At 42.4% G+C, this 19,253-nt stretch carries 14 protein-coding genes; all 14 read left to right on the forward strand.

Annotated elements, in window-relative coordinates:
• Positions 1-7: 7 nt before the first annotated feature.
• From BMW98_RS20045 to BMW98_RS20105, 14 genes are read left to right on the forward strand one after another with little or no spacing between them, the layout of a single operon-like run.
• Positions 8-1,534: a phage tail sheath family protein gene (locus BMW98_RS20045; RefSeq protein WP_090261259.1), complete on the forward strand. Its 1,527-nt coding sequence runs from the start codon at positions 8-10 to the stop codon at positions 1,532-1,534.
• A gap of 33 nt (positions 1,535-1,567) precedes the next feature.
• Positions 1,568-2,023 carry a phage tail protein gene (locus BMW98_RS20050; protein WP_090261261.1) on the forward strand — a complete coding sequence of 152 codons (456 nt, stop codon included), beginning with the start codon at positions 1,568-1,570 and terminating at the stop codon, positions 2,021-2,023.
• 6 nt (positions 2,024-2,029) lie between these two features.
• Positions 2,030-2,503, forward strand: coding sequence for a phage tail protein (locus tag BMW98_RS20055; RefSeq protein ID WP_090261263.1), 474 nt, complete (start codon positions 2,030-2,032; stop codon positions 2,501-2,503).
• Positions 2,493-2,669, forward strand: coding sequence for a DUF5908 family protein (locus tag BMW98_RS20535; RefSeq protein ID WP_162844606.1), 177 nt, complete (start codon positions 2,493-2,495; stop codon positions 2,667-2,669). The genes BMW98_RS20055 and BMW98_RS20535 overlap by 11 nt, the downstream gene beginning before the upstream one ends.
• Positions 2,670-3,338, forward strand: coding sequence for a CIS tube protein (locus tag BMW98_RS20060; protein WP_222843687.1), 669 nt, complete (start codon positions 2,670-2,672; stop codon positions 3,336-3,338). It abuts the gene before it with no gap.
• A 6-nt stretch (positions 3,339-3,344) separates the two neighbouring features.
• The gene (vgrG, locus tag BMW98_RS20065) at positions 3,345-5,204 is read left to right on the forward strand and encodes a type VI secretion system tip protein VgrG (protein ID WP_090261265.1); all 1,860 of its coding nucleotides are present in this window, start codon (positions 3,345-3,347) and stop codon (positions 5,202-5,204) included.
• A gap of 18 nt (positions 5,205-5,222) precedes the next feature.
• Positions 5,223-5,522: a PAAR domain-containing protein gene (locus tag BMW98_RS20070; RefSeq protein WP_090261267.1), complete on the forward strand. Its 300-nt coding sequence runs from the start codon at positions 5,223-5,225 to the stop codon at positions 5,520-5,522.
• Positions 5,523-5,954: a GPW/gp25 family protein gene (locus BMW98_RS20075; protein ID WP_090261269.1), complete on the forward strand. Its 432-nt coding sequence runs from the start codon at positions 5,523-5,525 to the stop codon at positions 5,952-5,954.
• A gap of 5 nt (positions 5,955-5,959) precedes the next feature.
• Positions 5,960-9,679 (forward strand): baseplate J/gp47 family protein, encoded by a 3,720-nt coding sequence (locus BMW98_RS20080; RefSeq protein WP_090261272.1) that lies wholly within the window; start codon positions 5,960-5,962, stop codon positions 9,677-9,679.
• Between the two features lie 10 nt (positions 9,680-9,689).
• Entirely contained in the window at positions 9,690-10,463 is a 774-nt protein-coding gene (locus BMW98_RS20085) for a hypothetical protein (protein WP_090261274.1), read from the forward strand.
• A gap of 3 nt (positions 10,464-10,466) precedes the next feature.
• On the forward strand, positions 10,467-13,520 hold the full coding sequence (locus tag BMW98_RS20090; protein ID WP_090261275.1) for a hypothetical protein: 3,054 nt from the start codon (positions 10,467-10,469) through the stop codon (positions 13,518-13,520).
• A gap of 2 nt (positions 13,521-13,522) precedes the next feature.
• Positions 13,523-17,287, forward strand: a complete 3,765-nt coding sequence (locus BMW98_RS20095) for a contractile injection system tape measure protein (RefSeq protein ID WP_090261277.1) — start codon at positions 13,523-13,525, stop codon at positions 17,285-17,287.
• The gene (locus BMW98_RS20100; protein WP_090261347.1) at positions 17,287-18,636 is read left to right on the forward strand and encodes an ATP-binding protein; all 1,350 of its coding nucleotides are present in this window, start codon (positions 17,287-17,289) and stop codon (positions 18,634-18,636) included. Before BMW98_RS20095 ends, BMW98_RS20100 begins: the two co-directional genes overlap by 1 nt.
• Positions 18,637-18,646: 10 nt before the next feature.
• Positions 18,647-19,252: a class I SAM-dependent methyltransferase gene (locus BMW98_RS20105; protein WP_139177718.1), complete on the forward strand. Its 606-nt coding sequence runs from the start codon at positions 18,647-18,649 to the stop codon at positions 19,250-19,252.
• Position 19,253: the final 1 nt, after the last annotated feature.

Raw genomic sequence — 19,253 nt, forward strand, 5'->3', positions numbered from 1 at the left:
AACAATTATGGCACAAATGAAAACACCGGGCGTTTATATTGTTGAAAAAGACGCTTTTGGAAATGGTGTGGTAGAAGTGGCAACGGCTGTTCCTGCATTTATTGGCTACACACAGCGAGCCGATAATGGCGGTAAGTCGCTCCGAAATAAACCGATGCGAATCACCTCTATGGGTGAATTTATGCAGTTTTTTGGAGGCGCTCCTATTGCCGAATACACCATAGCAGAGGCCGCTGACGAAGCATCCTCTGACATTACGGTAAAAGACAAAGGCTACACCGTGGCCAACCCTGGCCAGAAGTACAACCTATTTAACTCCATGAGGCTATTTTACGCCAATGGTGGTGGCCCTTGCTACATCGTTTCCGTAGGTAACTACTCTGACGAGATCAGTAATGAGCGGCTGAAAGACAATGGAATACCTCCTCTTTTGAAAGAAGAAGAGCCTACAATGGTTGTAGTTCCTGAGGCAATTCACCTAAAAGATGAGGACTGCATTGCACTGCAACAAGCAGTATTAATGCATTGTCAAAAAATGATGAGCCGCATTGGTATTCTGGACATATACGATGGTTACAAGCAAAGAAACCATCCTGATGGTGATGTAATTGACAACTTTAGAAACGCCTTAGGTGTAAACGCGCTAAACTATGCAGCATCTTATTACCCTTGGGTGCACACCACCATAGTTGGCGATACCGAACTTGGCCTGCAAAACATTGCTACTGACAGCCTAGAAACGCTAAAAGGTTTACTAATGGAAGAACTTGGTGTAGCTGAGGCCGCAGAAGAAGGCGAATCTCCAAAAATAACCGAGTTAAGAGACCTATTGGCGCATATTCCAAATATTAGAGAAGATGCCTACAGCGGGCCTGCAGTGGGCGAGTTGAACAAAACGCTAATTGTAATTAGCCCAGCATTCAACAACCTGCTTATGCACATTAAGGAGAGCCTCAACCTACTTCCTCCTTCAGCAGCCATGGCTGGCATTTACACTTTGGTAGACAATAATCGTGGGGTATGGAAAGCACCGGCAAACGTATCACTAAATGCGGTGACCAAGCCTGCAGTAAACATCAGTCACGATGAGCAAGAAGACCTGAACGTAACCCTTCATGGTAAATCCATCAACGCGATCAGACCATTTATTGGTGAAGGCGTATTGGTTTGGGGTGCCCGTACTTTGGATGGCAACAGCAAAGACTGGCGCTACATTAACGTACGCAGAACCATGATCATGCTAGAGCAATCTATTAAGGCTGCTACCAAAGCTTATGTTTTTGAGCCAAATGATTCAGGAACATGGACGACCATTAAAAGCATGATTGACAGTTTTCTGTACAATCAATGGAAAAAAGGTGCATTGGTGGGCTCAGTGCCAGAAGATGCCTATTCGGTAAGTGTTGGCTTAGGCTCCACTATGACGGCAGACGATATTCTTGAAGGTATTTTAAGAGTTACAATTTTGGTAGCTATTTCTAGACCAGCCGAGTTTATCGAAATCACCTTCCAGCAACAAATGCAAAAATCTTAAGAACTAATCATTAACAATTAAACACATTTTATCATGGCAGATGATGGATCAGCACAAGGTGCAATTTGGCCGTTACCAAAGTTTTATTTCAAAGTAACATGGGACGGCACCGAACTATCTTTTCAAGAAGTTTCAGGATTGGACGCTGAAGCACAAATAATTGAATACCGTCACGGTAATAGCCCTGTATTCTCGACAATCAAAATGCCGGGCATTAAAAAGTACAGCAATGTTACCATGAAAAAAGGCGTATTCACCAAAGACAACAGTTATTTCGATTGGTTCAACCAAATCAAAATGAATGTGATCAAGCGAATTACTGTGGTAATTCAATTGTGCGATGAGTCAGGCAACGCAAAAATGACCTGGACATTGAACAACGCATGGCCAACTAAAATAACACCAACAGACATGAAGTCTGATGGAAACGAAGCGGCCATTGAGTCAATTGAAATTGCATACGAAACGCTTAAAGTAGAGGCCGCATAATCGTTTATGGCCAAGCAAGCAGACACCCCATGGTATCCGGCCACCGGTTTCTTTTTTAAAATTGAAATTGCCGGCATTACCGATACTTCCGAGAACAGTTTCAAAGAAGTATCGGGTTTGAGTTTGGAGTTGGGGTCAGAAAAGCTCACTGAGGGTGGGGTGAACAATTATATTGTTGAACTCCCCACCCAGGTGAATGCTTCAAATCTGGTACTAAAAAGAGGTACTTTATCTAAAAAAGGGCCTTTGGTAAAGTGGGTCGAAGACTCCATTAATACAGACTATTCCAAGCCATTGGAATTGAAGAACATTAATGTGAAACTCTTTAACCAAAACGGAAATCCGCTCATAACCTGGACATTCAATAATGCCCGGCCGGTAAAGTATCAGGTAGCAGAACTCGATGCAATGAAAAATGAGGTCTTAATAGAGACCATGGAGTTTACTTACACTTTCTACAAAAGACTCTATGCCAATTGAAATCCGAGAATTAATAATAAAAACCACTATTGAAGGTGCACAAACCAACGGTGGTCAGCTGAGCAATGTAGACCTCAGCAACTTAAAGCATCAACTCAGGCGCGAAGTCATGAGCGAATGCAAACAACTAATTGAGACCAAACTAAGGGAAGAAAAAGAACGATAAATGAAGCTCTCCAAACTGACCATTACCGGATATAAGGATAGCAAGTTCAGCAAAAAGAACGGTGATAAGTTTGTGGTGATGATTAACCCCGCAAACTACGACCATAACTATAGTGTAACCTATAGCGATGAGGAATCACCGGGAAAGGCTGCCAAAACCACTAAGTTTAAATCCATTGGTCCAGAAACGGTTTCTTTCAACTTTATATTTGACGATACCGGAGCCGTAGAGCGCAACAAGGAAAACGAGGGCAAAACCGTTGCCCAAATGATCAAAGCGCTTAAAGATGTGGTATACAAATACTATGGAGAAATTCACGAGCCAAACTATGTGCTCCTTGTTTGGGGTACAATGATCTTCAAATCGAGGTTGGAATCGATGAAAGTGGAGTACCAAATGTTTAAGCCCAACGGTGTACCACTAAGGGCCAAGATAACGCTCTCTTTCAAAGGTTTTACCGATCCGGCCCAAGAGTCGCAAGTAGCAAACAGAAGCTCACCAGACCTCACCCATATTGTAACGATAAAAGAAGGAGACACCCTGCCCCTACTCTGTGACGAGATATACAGAGACAGCAAATACTACCTGAAAGTAGCCAAAGCCAACAACTTAGTTGATGTAAGAAATTTAAAGGCAGGCACAAAACTCATCTTTCCACCTATAAACTAATGTACAATGGCAGACTCTCCTATAACTGATGAAGTTGGGGTTGTAACGTTCGAAATAACCTCTGGCGGTAGCAAACTAAAGGATGCCTATCAGGTACAGTCTATTCATGTTCGCAACGAGGTGAACAAAATTCCTACTGCCAAAATAGTACTGCTCGATGGAGATCCCTCCACTCAGGACTTCCCTATTTCCGACAGTGAAGACCTTATCCCCGGAAAGGAAATTGAGATCAAAGTGGGTTATAAATCGAACAATGAAAGCATTTTTAAAGGCATAGTGGTTAACCATGGAATTTCTCTTAGCGAACATGGCGGCCCTAAACTGGAGGTTGAAATAAAAGACAAAGCGCTTAAGCTCACAGTCGGTAGAAAAAACACCTACTTCGAAAAGAAAAAGGATTCGGACATTATCAGCTCCATCATTTCGGATGCAGGGCTTTCTGCTGACGTAGAAGCCACTACTGTAGAAAACCCTATGGTAGTGCAGCACTACACCAGCGACTGGGATTTTTTAATGACCAGAGCCGACATTAACGGAAAATTGGTAACCGTTAGCGATGGAAAAGTAACCGTGGCTAAGCCCAATGTAAGTGCATCTGCGGTGCTTACCACCACCTATGGAGCAGACCTTTTAAGGTTTTCTGCAGAAATGAACAGCAGAACTCAACTTTCTGCTGTGCAAGGCACCGCATGGGATCAAAAGAATCAAGCCATTGTGCAGAACACGGGGGCAAAACCTTCTGTCAATGCTCAAGGGAACTTAGATTCATCAAAACTTGCCGATGTGCTTGGCGTGAGCAACTTCGGTTTGCAGAGTGCCGGTACGATAGATAGCGATTCGCTAAAAGCTTGGTCCGATGCTCAGTTTTTAAAATCTTGGATGAATAAGATCACGGGAACGGCCAGCTTTCAAGGTTCGGCTAAGGCTGTTCCGGGTTGTATTGTTGAATTTCAGGGCGTAGGAGAAAGATTCAATGGCAATGCCTTTGTTTCGGGTGTAGAGCACGAGGTAGCCAATGGCAATTGGGTAACCACCGTAAAAATTGGCTTAACAGACGAATGGTATACCGAAAAACAAAATATTGACGCACCATCTGCCTCGGGGCAATTACCTGGTGTAGATGGGCTTACCATTGGCAAAGTAAAGCAACTCGATTCTGACCCTGACAATGAGTTCAGAATTCTTATTACCCTGCCATTGATGCAAGATGACAGCAATGGCGTTTGGGCCCGACTTTCAAATTTTTACGCCACCAATACCGCAGGCACCTTTTTTATTCCCGAAGTAGACGATGAAGTTGTAGTTGGCTTCCTGAATGGAGACCCACGGTTCCCAATTATTCTCGGCTCGCTTTACAGCAGCAAAATTAAGCCCGGCAAAGATGTAGATGGCAATGACTATGCACTTACGGCCGATAACTATACCAAAGCATTTCTGACCAAGGCGCTCAATAAAATCGAGTTTAACGATCAGGATAAGATCATTACGGTAACCACGCCTGGCGAAAATAAAATGGTTTGGGATGACAAAGACAAGTCTATCACGGCTCAAGACCAGAATGGAAACAGTATTGTAATGAATAGTGATGGCATTGAATTGAAGGATAAAACGGGCAATAAGATCACCATGTCTTCCAGCGGCATTGAAATCAATAGCCCTAAGGATGTAAAGGTGGTGGCCACGCAGAACATCAACAATCAGGCAACCTCCAATATTCAGTTACAAGCCACGCAGAATTTTGAAGCAAAAGGGCTGCAGGTTAGTCTTTCGGCCGACACTTCTTTTACCGCCAAGGGCAATGCCTCTGCCGAACTATCGGCCAGTGGGCAAACAACCGTAAAAGGCGCAATGGTTATGATTAACTAACATTTAAAAACACAGAGAATGCCACCAGCAGCACGAATAACAGATATGCACACCTGCCCCATGCAAACACCGGGGCTTCCCCCAATTCCACATGTGGGCGGACCAATTATTGGTCCAGGAGTGCCAACAGTTCTTATTGGTAAACTACCCGCTTCGGTAGTTGGCGATAGCTTGGTTTGCGTTGGGCCACCGGATACCGTTGCCAAGGGCTCGGCTACCGTAATGATTGGAGGCAAACCAGCCGCCCGAATTGGTGACACCACTGCTCATGGCGGCTCGATAGTATTAGGATGTTTCACCGTAATGATTGGGGGATAGATGGATCAGGAAAATTCATTTTTGGGAGTCGGATGGTCATTTCCTCCACAGTTCGATAAAACGAATTTAGAAGCCCAAATGGCTGGCTATGAGGAAGACATTCGGCAAAGCCTCTCCATTCTGCTTTCAACCACTCCTGGCGAAAGGGTAATGCATCCCGATTTTGGCTGCAACCTAAACCAGTTTGTGCATGAGGAAATTTCCGAATCGCTGTTTACGCATATCAGACAGGTAATTCAAGACAGTATAATTCGCTACGAAGCCCGCATTGACTTAGAGGACGTACAGCTCGAATACGACAATGGGCTGGACGGAGTACTGTACATCACTTTGGTTTATACCATCAGGCAAACAAACTCCCGACACAATATGGTCTACCCTTTCTATTTATTGGAAGGCAACAACATTTCTTCACTAACCCAAACGAGTTGATTTAAGTGAGCAGCAGCGACAATTACATATTCAATGGGCTAAGCCAAAAGGACCGCAAGAAAGCGGAACTCATGCCTGGCTTTGTCAAAATTGATGACAGATCCTTATCGGATGTGCTAGAGTTTGTAAGGAGGTACGCTGAGGAAATAAACTTTTTAAGCCCTGAATATTTAGCCGATAATAGTGTACCTATTGATAACTGGGGAGCATTTTTCAATAGAGACAACCTCATCCTGCTCATTGGCATTTCTAATTACAACATAGGCCGCTCCGACTGGCAGGCACAACAACTGTTAGAGAAAATAAGCGCCACCTCAAATGAGAGCCTTCAATCCAAGCACCTGAACAGACTAGCCGACATTATTTTGGGAATGGCCAAAAAGCTAGACTATTTCAGCACACACCTGCAGCAAAATGAGATTACTAGCGATATCATTTTCGATATACGAAGTGCGATAAGAGGAGACTTAAACGAAGAATTAAAAAGCCTGTACCAATTCAAAGCTGAGGCTAATTGGGAAGAGGCTAAGGTCAATGACTTTAAGTATTTACTCGGTGCTTGGAACAAAGGGATTCCAACAACAGAACTGCTTGAAGCATTAGACAAAGAGAAAAACTCAAACGACCTTCAATACCTAAGGCAGATTTTTACTGTTTTTCACCACACGTTCTACCATATTATTGAAAAGTCGAAGGAGGTGTTGGAAAATGCACTCTCCGAAATGCAAAACAGTAAACCGCACATTGCGCTGTATATCGTCTTTCTAAAACTTTTCAAATATGCCATCGACATTCAAAATGAGCTACCGAAAAGGCACTTGGATTTCTACTATCGAGACGTGCTTAAACAAGCGGAAGAGCCAGCTCAACCAGACAAGGCATTTGTTAGTGTGGCCATTAAGCCAGAGGTGAAGCATCATTTTCTTGATAAGGGTGTGCTTTTAAAAGCAGGAACGAACGAATTGGGAGAGCCACTATACTACAAAACTATTCACCCGACCAACCTGACTTCTGCTAAAGTCAGAAAAGTATGCACGCTATTAAAAACAACTGACGAACGATATCATCAAAAGCCTTACGACAGTTTTATAACCGACATTTACGCCAGTGAAACTACGCGTACGAAAGAGGCATACTTCAGCCTAAACAACCTCCCCCCTTTTGGCGAAGGGCAGGTAATGAAAAGCCAAGACGAACGAAATATGGTCGAGGCAAAAACAGGTTTTGTTGTCTCATCGCATGTACTAAATCTAGCGAGTGGCAAACGAGACGTCACCATTACATTGAGTTTTGAGCAAGCGAGCTTTCAGGAAAGCCTCGACTTGTTACAGCAAGTGAGTACTCAAAATAACCAAAGCCTAGAAGAAACTATCTACAAAGTTTTTTCAAGTGCCTTTGAACTCTCGGTTTCTCAAAAAGTATCCATTAAACCATTAGCACACTACGGTTTTGAACTAGATCGCGAAAACAGCCAATGGATATTCACTATTGAAATAGCAGCGCATGAGCCTCCTATTGAGCACTGTGAATCAAAACTGGAAAGACAGCCCGTTTTTGAGCATCCATTTGTTCAAATCATGCTGAAGCATGAATGCTCCCTATTTCTGTATAGCCTGCTAGCCAATATGGAGGTAGAGAACATTCATATAAACACACAAACCAAGGCCTTAAAGGGCACCAAATTATTCAACACATTCGGTCAAATTGATTTGGCTAATCCATTTGAGCCATTCGGAGTTATCCCTCAAAAAGGTGACTATTTCGTATTAGGTCATGAAGAAATCTTTTCTAAAAAGACAGAAAACATAGACCTAAATATTGAGTGGTTCTCCCTCCCAATTACGCATGGCGGCATGGAAAGCTACTACCATGAATACCTAAACAACGATGTTGATTCAAGAATTGCTGAAGAAGTTACCACGGCCAACTACAGAATAAAAAAGGCCCTACTGAAAGGCGGCAAATGGATTGAAGACCATGGAGAACCAAATGGTCAGGAAATATTCCCGAATCAAACATTCAAGGACGTACAGATTGCAGACGCATACGAAAGTGAAATACACATTTCGACCAATTTACAGTCACTCGGTCATGTACCTACTCAAAAGGCTAGCAATTATCATTTCGACCAGCATACTTCTGAAGGCTTTTTACGGTGCTCGCTTCAATGCCCCGATTTTGCTTTTGGGCACAATAGTTATCCCACTATACTTTCTGAAACAGTTCAGAAAAATGCTCAGCCCAAAAGAAAAGGCCCTGCACTAAAGCAGCCGAAACTTCCATTTTCGCCTAAAATTCAAAAAATAACAGTAGGCTATAGCGCTAGTGCAACAGCCATTTCGAGAACAAAAAATCGCACTTCAGCCGAAGAGGTTCACCTTTACGAATTATCACCCTTCGGGTACCAAAAGAAGGCATTAGAAACTGCCGGACAAACAGTGAAACTAATAGATGAGACACCCGGAGAAGGTAGTCTACTATTAGCCTTGGACGAGTATCCTCGCAATGGCCACATTTCATTGCTATTTGTATTGAACGAGTTGATGGAGTCGGATCACGCCATAAGTCCTTCTCAAATTTCCATGTGGTATTTAAGAGACAACCAATGGCTGCCTATCCAAGGTCATGGAATAATGAATGACACGACCAATCAATTCATCAATTCTGGAGTTATTGACATTAGGATTCCTAAAGACATCAACCGAAACAACACGGTTTTAGACGATAGCTTTTTATGGGTAAAGGCAACTATTCAGCACGAAACATTAGCGCATGGCCGCTTGGTTAAAATTTACGAAAACGGCATTTTATCTGTTTGGGACAAATCAGCCAGTCCAGTTCATCTGAATAAAAGATTGGCTCCCAACACCATTGAGGGCACCAAGGACAGTATTCCTCAAATTAGTGCGGTTGTTCAGCCCATGCCGAGTTTTGGAGGTAAACCAGCAGAGCAACCTGCCGACTTTTATGACAGGGTAAGCGAAAGGCTTCGGCATAAAAACAGGGCCATTACCACCCAAGATTACGAAGAGTTGGCGCTAGAAAAACACCAACAACTATACAAAGTGAAATGCTTTGCAGCGGAGCAAACATTAGACAAAGACTACATCAACCGAAGGTTTATACCTGGTGCCGTAAGAGTAGTTGTGGTACCAGCGATTGAAGCTAGTGTAAACAGCAACTACCCGCGCGTAAGCAAGCAATCGCTCAAAGAAATAGGCGATTTCCTAGATAAGCACAGTTCGCCATTTGTAAACACGGAAGTTATTAATCCACATTTTCAGAAAGTGCGCATTATCTGTAAAGTGCGATTTGATGGCCCTGAGTCTAATAATTACTACCAAGACAAAATACAGGAAGACATTCGCATGTATTTGAACCCATGGTTGAACGACTACAAAATGCCGCTCGTGTTTGGCAAGCGCATATATAAATCGGAGGTGCTTACCTTTTTAGAGCAGCTAGATTATGTGGCTTTTGTCACCGAGTTCTCCTTGGTAAACATTAAGCAAAGAAGAGGCAGATTCAGCTTTTACGATACTGCGGCAGAACAAACCGAAGTCAGCGGCAATCAAAACGAAATTAGGCCAGACTTTCCATGGTCCATTCTGGTTTCGGCACAAAAGCACGATATAACGCCAATAGATGACAAAACGTACCAGCCGGCCAAACCGAGGAGCATCTCGAATATGGAGTTGGGAATAGACTTTATTGTCTCGGATTAAAAGGAAAAAGATGTCGATTAGAGATAGAAAAACCCTTAAGTCATTATTCAAGAACGGTAGCCTTCCTACGGAGAGCAACTTTGAGGATATTATTGACTCTTCGATCAACAAGATTGATGACGGGCTTTCTAAATCGATGGAAGACGGGCTAATGCTTTCTCCTATCGGAGATGCAAAAAAAGTGCTCTCTATCTTCTATAAAATAACCGATAGTGACCCAGAATGGTCCATTAACCTTGAAGAGAAAAAAGTAAAAGAAAGCCTGAACAGGCAGCTCAGTTTTACTCATGAAGGGCTAAAGAAACCTTTACTCACGCTAACCAACGAAGGCAAAGTAGGCATCAATAATGACCAGCCCCAAACCACACTCGATGTTGATGGTTTTGTAGGCTCGAAAGGCCGTTTAGGCACAGCAGCCGAAAAATCTACAGCACCGGCAGATGGTAAATGGCACACCATTGTTGGTGGCCTTAACCACTGTAATGTTTTTGAGGTAATTGCCCGAACAGGCATTCACAAGTCGGGTAAGCATGCGCTAATTCATGCCATTGCTTCCAGCGCATATGGCAACTCGCATCACCGCATAAAAAGGCTCAACACCCGCTTCAGCTTATGGCGACCAATCAAGATCAAACTGAGGTGGGTTGGCACTACATACAACTATGCCTTGCAAATTAGAACCACCCAAAACTTGGGTAAAGGTGTAAAGATCAAATACTTCATTACTCAATTGTGGAATGATGAAGAAATGGGAATTCCTGAGCATTACATGAAAACGAAATAACGAATGGCCAGCCCAAAGACCATATCGAAAAATGAGGAAGTACCTGAAGCATTAGACTTTCAATTCTTAAAGTCCAAAGGGCTCGACTTTATTCAAGAACTAGCTGGAGAAAACTGGACAGACTTCAACGCACACGACCCTGGAATTACCATCTTGGAGCAGCTGGCATACGGCCTTACTGAGCTTGGCTATCGCAGCAACCTCGACTTTGTAGACCTACTCGCTTCTCAACAAAAGGCCCGAAAAGGGAAGCCGAAAAAGGACACTTTCTACACAGCAGCCCAAATTCTTCCTTCCAACCCGCTTACAACTAAAGACTATCGTAAACTCATTATCGACAGGGTTAAAGGCGTAAGAAATATCTGGATACTACCGCTTAACAGTTTTACGAGAAGAAAGAACATAAAAGGGCTTTACCTGGCCTTGTTAGAACCTGACTATGAATCTGGCATTGACCCTGAAACGACACAAGCACAGGTAAAAAAGCAGCTCAATTTACATAGCAATTTAGGTGAAGCATTTGAGGACGTAATCCTCCTCAAAAAGCAAGAAATCTATGTTCAAGCCAACATTGAGTTGGAAAGCAATGTGATCGCAGAAGCCGTTCATGCCAATATTATACTAGAGTTGGAACGGCTAATTACTCGGCCACTAAGGTTTTATTCGCTCAAAGAAATGCTCGATAGAGGTTTTAATGTAAACCAGATCTTTGACGGCCCTCAGCTCAAAAACGGCTTTATTAACAATGACTTTTTAAGAGAAAAAGACAGCATTTTTTACAGCAATCAACTGCTAAATGCCATTAGAAATATTGAAGGTGTGAAAGCTATAGAGCATTTTAACATCCTTATTGAGAAGCAGAACGAGGAAGGCAAAAACGAGTACGTAGACTATTTTGACGAGCTCGCGAGCCAGACGGTTGATGAAGTTGTAGTAGTAAAGTGGAGTCATGCGGCAGCCTTAGGTTCTAAAATTTACAAAAATGCTAACGACCACAACTTCTTCTCTTATGCAAAAGATGGCGTGCACATTCACCTCTATCAAAAAGAGGTAGATAGATACTTAAAAGCACTCAAAGCCAAAGTAAAGCTGAGATTTACACAAAAACACGAGCACAATTACGATTTTGAAGTTCCAAAGGGCGAGCCTTTCGAAATAGAGCAGTATCATTCCATACAACATCATTTCCCAAAAGTATATGGTCTTTCAAAAGATGGAATTCCTGAGAAAGCCAGCGCCACACGAAAAGCCCAGATCTATCAGCTAAAGGCTTACCTGATCTTTTTTGAGCAAATAATGACCAACTATTTAGCTCAATTATCAAGGTTCAATGAGCTGTTTTCGCTCGACAAAAAGCTCAAGAAAAGCTACTTCACACAGGTACCAACAGATATTCCACAACTGTACAAAGTGGTCGGCCAACTTGAAAAAAGCCCCACTGAAGATTTTGAGCAATCCTTTAATAAAGTTGTTAAACAAATAATGGCTGAGTTGGACAGCTTTTATCATCGAAGAAAGAACTTCTTAGCGCATCTGTTGGCAAGGTTTGGAGACGACACCATGGAGTTTTCACCTGAGAAATTCAACTACTACTTCGATCGTGATACACACCGACAACACACGATTAACAACTGGATCAACATTCTTGAAAACTACCCTCACCTGAGTGGAGACAAGGCCAGATCCTTCGACCATACAAGCCCGCTTTGGCGAGAAGACGCAGAGCTCAAAAACGGTTCTCCCAACATCTCTGTCTTAGAAAAAAGAGTGCGTTTAACGCTAGGGTTACCCTTGGAAGTAAAGAGAATTGCCACAAATCTAAATGAACAGGTTCGATTCGATAAGAAATTCCCCAGCTCCACATCTGAAATCGCAAAGCAACATCCTGAATACGAGCTTCAGCCTTTTTCTCGCTTATCTGTAGCACTTTTTGAAAACGAAATTGATGCTGAAGAAACCGTCAAAAAGACTTCTTTAAAGCATATTGAAATAGACGAAGATCTTTTTAGAAGAGGAATTTGGGAGGACAACCTAAGGATTATTCGCTCCCCAAAAACCAAAAACACCTACTTGCTGCTTTTCAAGATGAAAGAGGAGCAGGAGCACCTGCATGATACACACAAACATAAAGACGCGCTCGAAAAAGACCTGAGGGAGTACGTTAACTCCATGAACGTTGCTGAAGAGCAACAAAAGGTGGAAATACTCTTAAAATCTTCGGGAAAACCGCTCTATGTTTTTGAGTTTAAAATAGATGAGAACGGACGGAAAGCGCAAAAGCATAACGGAATTTATAGGGTGCTAGCCACGTATCGGTCTTACGATAACGCTCATCAAGCTGCAGAAAATCTCAAGCAAAAACTGGTAAAAATGAACTTGGGAAGCGAAGGGTTTTATGTCTTAGACCACATTCTTCTTCGCCCAAGAGATAAAAAGGTAAGAGTAAACATTTTACTGAATGATCCCAGCGCTGACTGGTCCTTTAGGTTAACAAAAGCCCATAAACTTACGGGCATTGAAAAAGGCATTAGGAAAGACATCCGTTTATTAAGAAGCCTTTCGCCCACTTACGAACTCAGCAGAAGAGGGCAACGGATAATTGTTTGGAAAGATGGAGACCGTACAATTGGCCGATGCAGCCAAAAGTACAATAGCCAACAAGAGGCCGAAATAAAGGCCAGAGAAATTCAGGCATTCTTCGGTCGCTTCTCCGATTTCGACATCTACGATCCTGAAAAAATCAAATTCAAACGAGAAGTTGAGAACAGCAACCACCCGCTGCACCACTACTCTTTTACTATAACGGTATTCCTCAGTGGCTGGACTGCCCGCTTTAAAGATCCAGAGTTCAGAAACCTGGTGGAAATACTATTCCGCAAGAATACTCCCGCGCATATCGGCATCAACTTCAAATGGCTCGGCTTGAATGACATGGTGCTATTTGAAAGCATGTACGATGATTGGCTATTCGAAAACAGAAAGTCACAAATAGACTTTGATACGCTCAACCAGATTTCGGATAACCTACTGCACTTTGCCAAACGTAGCCCGAAATAGTTATGGAGCAGTCGCACGTTATCCAAAAGCAGGTTTTTCAGATAAGCTATTCAGATCAATCGCGGGCTAAACAACTTCAAGATCGAATCAGTGCAATCGCCTCGCATTCCCTGCAGCAAGCAATAGAAGCTGTTTTGGAGAAGTACGACAAGGACAAGCTCAATATTCGCTTCGATGAAATCACCTTGAACCTTGGCGGAATTCCAGAGGCTGAGCTAGAGTTTGAAATTCCGAAAAGGGTTAAGGAAGGTTTATCTGAATACCTGCGTTACCAGTTTTCTCAATTAGAAAGTGGACAGAAAAAGGAGATACTAAAAAGTGATGAGATTGATCAAATAGAACTGCTCACCTATTTTTTACACTACGGTGTATTGCCTTGGTGGGGAAAGACACATACCAGATTCTCCCCTAAACAACTGATCGAATTGCTAAGCAAAAGCAACCCCAATGCGTTGGCTCAGTTGCTCAAGCAGCATAAAGGAGCTAAGCATTTCATCCAACGGCTAGTCATTAATGCCAGCGATGCCTCCATTTACAAACTCATAGAAAAGCTCTCTCCTGCCGAAGCCAAAATTGTTATCGAGATCGGTAAAGACACCATTAAGCTCAATGAAGAAAAGCAGGCAATTAGAACCTCGCGAACCAACTTTCGTCATAAGGTTTGGGAATTCATTCTGACCTATTTGCTCAACGACAGAGGTTCCTATTTTAACACCAAAGACTTTGTTCACTCATTGCTATTCAAGCTAGCGGGGCACTTTAACATTGAGTTTGTAAGCTTACTGCAGCAGTTTCAGTCGGCCATTACAGCCATTAAACTCCCTCCGAACAAAAGGCAACACCTTGCTTCTATTATTCAAGAAATCTATACAGAAGAAGTAGCAGGGTCGAAAAAGGTAGCGCCAGACCAACAGACAAAAGCCAACTATATGTCCTCTCATGAGCTTTTGACAGTTTTATCAAACGGTAAGCTGCCAACAGATCGAAAAAAATTACGCGCTATTGAATCAGCTTTGAATGCGCAATTGGAGAAAGAAAACCGCGAGCTTAACCTAGCAATCAGAAGACAAGCACTTAACAAAGACTTCAGAACGTGGCTAAAGCAATTCAAACTGACCAAGTCTTCGCAACAAAAACTAGCGCAACTTCTACCCAAAGAGGCAACCATTCGGCAAAGACAAAAAAAGCTTATCGCAGCACTTTGGGATTACCTAACAACAGGTCAGCTATTACCGGCTCATGGCGGTTTCAGCAAAACCAATTTACTCCACCAACTCAAAGAACAGCTTGACTCCGGTTCTAAAGATTTAAGCCTCTTCATTATTAAACACGGAAAGAGCTATGCCTTTAGAAAACGACTTATCGACTTTCTAGATGAGGCGTATATCAAAAAAGTGATTGTAGCTATTGAGCCCAATGACGCCCCTGTAATATTTGAAGTTGCCGATAAACTGGAGGAAATAAGAGCACAAAAAACAGTGCCCATAAGTGCGAACGCTAGTACGTTCAGAAAGCTTAAATGGGAGTTTATTCTTTCTGCCTTACTAGTAGATCGAGGTTCGCGATTTAACTTAAAATCGTTTGTGAAAAGTACGCTCCAAAACTTAGCGGCTCACTTCAATATCAATATTCAAGATTTTATTCACCACGCACTCATACACCTCAAGCAGACCGAAAAATCAATTAAGTCGAGTGATTTGGCGGTTGTTCTCCAAGCTCTTCAACAAGAAGAATTGACTGCCGAAAGGCGAAAAAACGAAGCAGTAAGCACACAACTTATTGAACAAGTTAGGTTTAACTGGGTGCAACATGTTGTAAGCCGCTTGACCAACCCATGGTGGGCCGCAGAGCATAAGCTAGGACTCTCTGGCTTTGAAAACATCTTTCTAAAGATTAGCAAGACACACACCGTAAAACTTCGTCAGCTATTGTTGGCGCAATTAACGATGAGTCACAAGCGAAAATTCATGCTTTCCATGCTATCTGAGCCGGCAAAAATCCGCATGATTGAAGTTGTACAACCCAAGTCGTCAACGGCCATTAAGTTTTATATAAAAGCCCTAGAAAAACTCGAAAGTGAGCAGGCCACTAAATCGGAAAGCCTAACGCTACAAAAATGGGATGTGATCATTTATTCATTAGTGAGCGATAGAGGTTCCTTCTTCAATCTCAAATCATTTATAATGACTACCCTGCACAAATTATCGCATCACTTTAATATTGATTTCGAGACCCTTTTCACCAGCTTTATTTCTATTGGCTCAAGCTTAAAGGTACCGGAAACCAACGAATTCAAACGCGCTATTCTAGAGTTGCAAGACACCTTCAACAACACCAAAAAAGCAACGAAAAATCAGCCCTATCAATCACAAAAATCAATTACGATACTCGAAGCCTTGGCTCCTTCCTTCAAAAAACACACATCGATAGAAAGCTGGTTAGCGGCCAATGAGCCGATAGATACCAAGTCATTAATCAAGCTGATAAAACAAGCAGGCTATACCGAGCGCAGTTTTGCAAAACTTATACAGGCCGCAGGGTTAGAAACACAAAAGCTGCTACAGCAATTATTGACCAATCAAGCCTTAGAGTTCTTAAACAGTTATTTAGCCAAACTTCCACATGCTATATCATCAAATACAAAAGGTGATTCAATTGCAGAACTAAACGCTTTCATTGAGGCAACCTTCAAGAATGGGCAATGGGCATTCACTTATAAAAAATCACTGGTCAAAGAGCTTGAAAGCACACAGCTAAATGCAGAAAAACTCATCCAGCTTTTCAGGCAAAAAGGCCTATCCGCTGAACGCTTATTTATGATTTTCAAACAGTTTAGCCCAAATGAACAGCAATTACTTCTTAAGCGCCTCACAACTAAAGAAAGCATGTTCATGGAGGCTTATCATCACGATTTAATTGTACTCCTAAAGCACTATAAAAATATAGACAGAATGCGTATTCAGCAGATCATCCATGCATTTAGTCTCAGCTACCTAATCTCTTCTAAACACATTAACAAACACGACTATTTTAGTGCTCTTCTATCCGCAATCTCTAGTCACCTTGGTTTCGATTTAAAGCAAAGCAAGCAAGCATTGGACGAGCTACTGAATGAATTAAAGCAGGAAATGAAAAGCACTCTCCCGCTTTCTTGGGCAAAGCTCCATCAAGCTAAAAGTTCAGTCAAAAACGAAAATGAATCGACCGTTCAAAACGCGCTAGAAAGAAATGAAAGTAAAAACTCTGAGGAAGAAGATGACGATCAAGACAAAGGAGTACTTGTTCATAATGCCGGGCTGGTAATTCTATGGCCTTTCGTTACCCAGTATTTTCAAATGCTGAATCTGCTAGAAGAAAACAGTTTCAAAACGCCTGAAGATGCGGTCAAAGGTGTTCATCTTCTCCATTATTTGGCAACGGGGCAAGACGAGCCGCTGGAATACGAACTGTACCTCAACAAGCTTTTGTGCGGCATAGCACCAGGCACTCCAATAGCAACCGACTTGGGGCTTACCAAGCAAGAAAAAGAGCTTTCAGAAAGCCTTTTAAATGGTGCCATTGGCAACTGGCCTAACATGAAAGACACCTCGCCTCAAGCCTTGCGTGAAAGCTTTTTGCAAAGGTCGGGCATTGTTGAAATTAAGTACGACAGCATAGAGCTTCGCGTAGAAAAGAAAACCCTAGATGTGCTGCTCGACTCAATGCCATGGGGTTACTCGGTAATAAAATTTCCTTGGACAAAGAAACCAATTCATGTAACATGGTAATGACACCAATCACAAAAAACGCCCAAACAATCAACCTAGAGCTCACTTGGTTCGAAGAGGTTTTGCACACTAGGCTGAACACCTATTTGAATGTTAACGCAGAACAAAAAAGCATTTACGACATTCCGCCTCCTGAATTAAATAAAGAAGACTCTTATTACGGTGGCTTAGTAAGCTACTACAGCATGAGTTTTGCAGAGCGGATTGCACTCATTCTGGCGCTCATTCCTCATGTACGCCCCAATTTGTTAGATATCCTGTTTACCAAAAACGAAAGTCTGAACCGTGGTTACACAGAATTTGGAGGCATACACGGCAACTTCCATAGCGGTTTTATCCCAACTGGGGAAACCCTGGCTTTTGTACTGTCTGGCAACAACTTGGAAGAAAGGCTCAACCTCCTCAAACTGTTTAACCCAGAGCACTTTTTCTTCCGCCATGGCATTTTAAAAATGGAAAAAGGCCAGACCAACATGGATGAGCCTTTGCTTAGCAGTGTGCTGAAAATCTCAGACGAGTACCTTTCATTACTCACTATGGGCGAAGCATATCGCCCTGAATATTCCACTCAATTTCCTGCCAAACGGATTGAAACAAAACTTAATTGGGAGGACTTGGTGCTAACTGACCATGTGCGGGAAGAGCTTGAAGATATTATTACATGGATTAGGCACGGTAATACTCTAATGAATGATTGGGGTTTGGAAAAGCGGGTAAAGCAAGGCTATCGTGCCATGTTCTATGGCCCACCAGGCACTGGCAAAACCTTAACCGCTTGTCTTATTGGTAAGGCTTTGGGCATTGATACTTATCGGATTGACCTGTCTATGATCGTATCGAAATTTATTGGCGAAACAGAAAAGAACCTGGCCAACGTGTTCGATCAGGCTGAAAACAAAAACTGGATTCTGTTTTTTGATGAAGCAGATGCACTCTTCGGAAAAAGAACGAATACAACCTCTTCGAACGACAGACATGCAAACCAAGAGGTGGCTTATTTGCTGCAACGTATTGAAGACTTTGCGGGTATCACCATTCTTGCCAGTAATCTAAAGGGCAATTTGGACGATGCTTTTGCTAGGCGATTTCAATCTATGATCTACTTTCCCGTTCCGGATAGAGAGCAGAGACTGCTACTTTGGGAGAAAGGTTTCAATGGCAAACTGCAAATAGATGATAAGATAGACTGGTTGAAAATTGCCGATGAATACGAGATCACGGGCGGTTCCATTACCAATGTATTGAGACATTGCTCCATAAAAGCTATTCAAAGAGACTCGAAAAAGGTGTTTATGAAGGACATTGTTTCGGGCATTAAAAAAGAACATCAAAAAGAAGGCAAAGCCTAAATCACAAACCATGAACATCATTGAAAAAGCCAACATGCAGAGTTTTCACGAACACCGGCTCAATGAGTTTGGCGACCTTTCTGTAAAGTCTTTAGGCTGGAAAAACACCATGAGCCAGCAAAAAAGGTTCGAAATACTCATTCAAATTGGTGACTTAAACGGCACGAATGTTCTTGACCTCGGTTGTGGTTATGGCGACTTAAAGCCTTTTTTGGACGAACACTTTGAAAACTTCACCTATATAGGTGTCGAACATATGCCTGAGTTTTTCAGAATTGCCCAAGAGAATTATGGCGACTTAAAGGACACCTACTTTGTACAGGGCGATTTCTCGAAAATGACTTTTGAAGATGTAGATTATATCCTTGCCTCTGGAGCCTTAGGTTACAAATGCCAAAATGAAATCTATTACTGGGAAACCATTGCGCACATGATCAAATCAGCGAATAAAGGAGTGGCTTTTAATATGCTGGATGAAACGAAATTCCCTGAACACAATCTGCTCAAAGCACACAACAAAAGTAAGGTAGTGGATTTTTGCAGCAAGCTATGCAACCACGTTCAAGTGATAGACAACTACCTTGAAGACGATTTTACAGTCTTTGCGCTGAAATAAA

It is taken from the genome of Roseivirga pacifica (genome assembly GCF_900111145.1).
In the GTDB taxonomy this organism is placed as follows: domain Bacteria; phylum Bacteroidota; class Bacteroidia; order Cytophagales; family Cyclobacteriaceae; genus Roseivirga; species Roseivirga pacifica.

Excerpts from the sequence above, each read along its gene's own strand:
- BMW98_RS20045 (WP_090261259.1), top strand. The coding sequence starts at position 8 with ATGGCACAAATGAAAACACCGGGCGTTTATATTGTTGAAAAAGACGCT.
- BMW98_RS20050 (WP_090261261.1), top strand. The coding sequence starts at position 1,568 with ATGGCAGATGATGGATCAGCACAAGGTGCAATTTGGCCGTTACCAAAG.
- BMW98_RS20055 (WP_090261263.1), top strand. The coding sequence starts at position 2,030 with ATGGCCAAGCAAGCAGACACCCCATGGTATCCGGCCACCGGTTTCTTT.
- BMW98_RS20535 (WP_162844606.1), top strand. The coding sequence starts at position 2,493 with ATGCCAATTGAAATCCGAGAATTAATAATAAAAACCACTATTGAAGGT.
- BMW98_RS20060 (WP_222843687.1), top strand. The coding sequence starts at position 2,670 with ATGAAGCTCTCCAAACTGACCATTACCGGATATAAGGATAGCAAGTTC.
- vgrG (WP_090261265.1), top strand. The coding sequence starts at position 3,345 with ATGGCAGACTCTCCTATAACTGATGAAGTTGGGGTTGTAACGTTCGAA.
- BMW98_RS20070 (WP_090261267.1), top strand. The coding sequence starts at position 5,223 with ATGCCACCAGCAGCACGAATAACAGATATGCACACCTGCCCCATGCAA.
- BMW98_RS20075 (WP_090261269.1), top strand. The coding sequence starts at position 5,523 with ATGGATCAGGAAAATTCATTTTTGGGAGTCGGATGGTCATTTCCTCCA.
- BMW98_RS20085 (WP_090261274.1), top strand. The coding sequence starts at position 9,690 with ATGTCGATTAGAGATAGAAAAACCCTTAAGTCATTATTCAAGAACGGT.
- BMW98_RS20090 (WP_090261275.1), top strand. The coding sequence starts at position 10,467 with ATGGCCAGCCCAAAGACCATATCGAAAAATGAGGAAGTACCTGAAGCA.
- BMW98_RS20095 (WP_090261277.1), top strand. The coding sequence starts at position 13,523 with ATGGAGCAGTCGCACGTTATCCAAAAGCAGGTTTTTCAGATAAGCTAT.
- BMW98_RS20100 (WP_090261347.1), top strand. The coding sequence starts at position 17,287 with ATGACACCAATCACAAAAAACGCCCAAACAATCAACCTAGAGCTCACT.
- BMW98_RS20105 (WP_139177718.1), top strand. The coding sequence starts at position 18,647 with ATGAACATCATTGAAAAAGCCAACATGCAGAGTTTTCACGAACACCGG.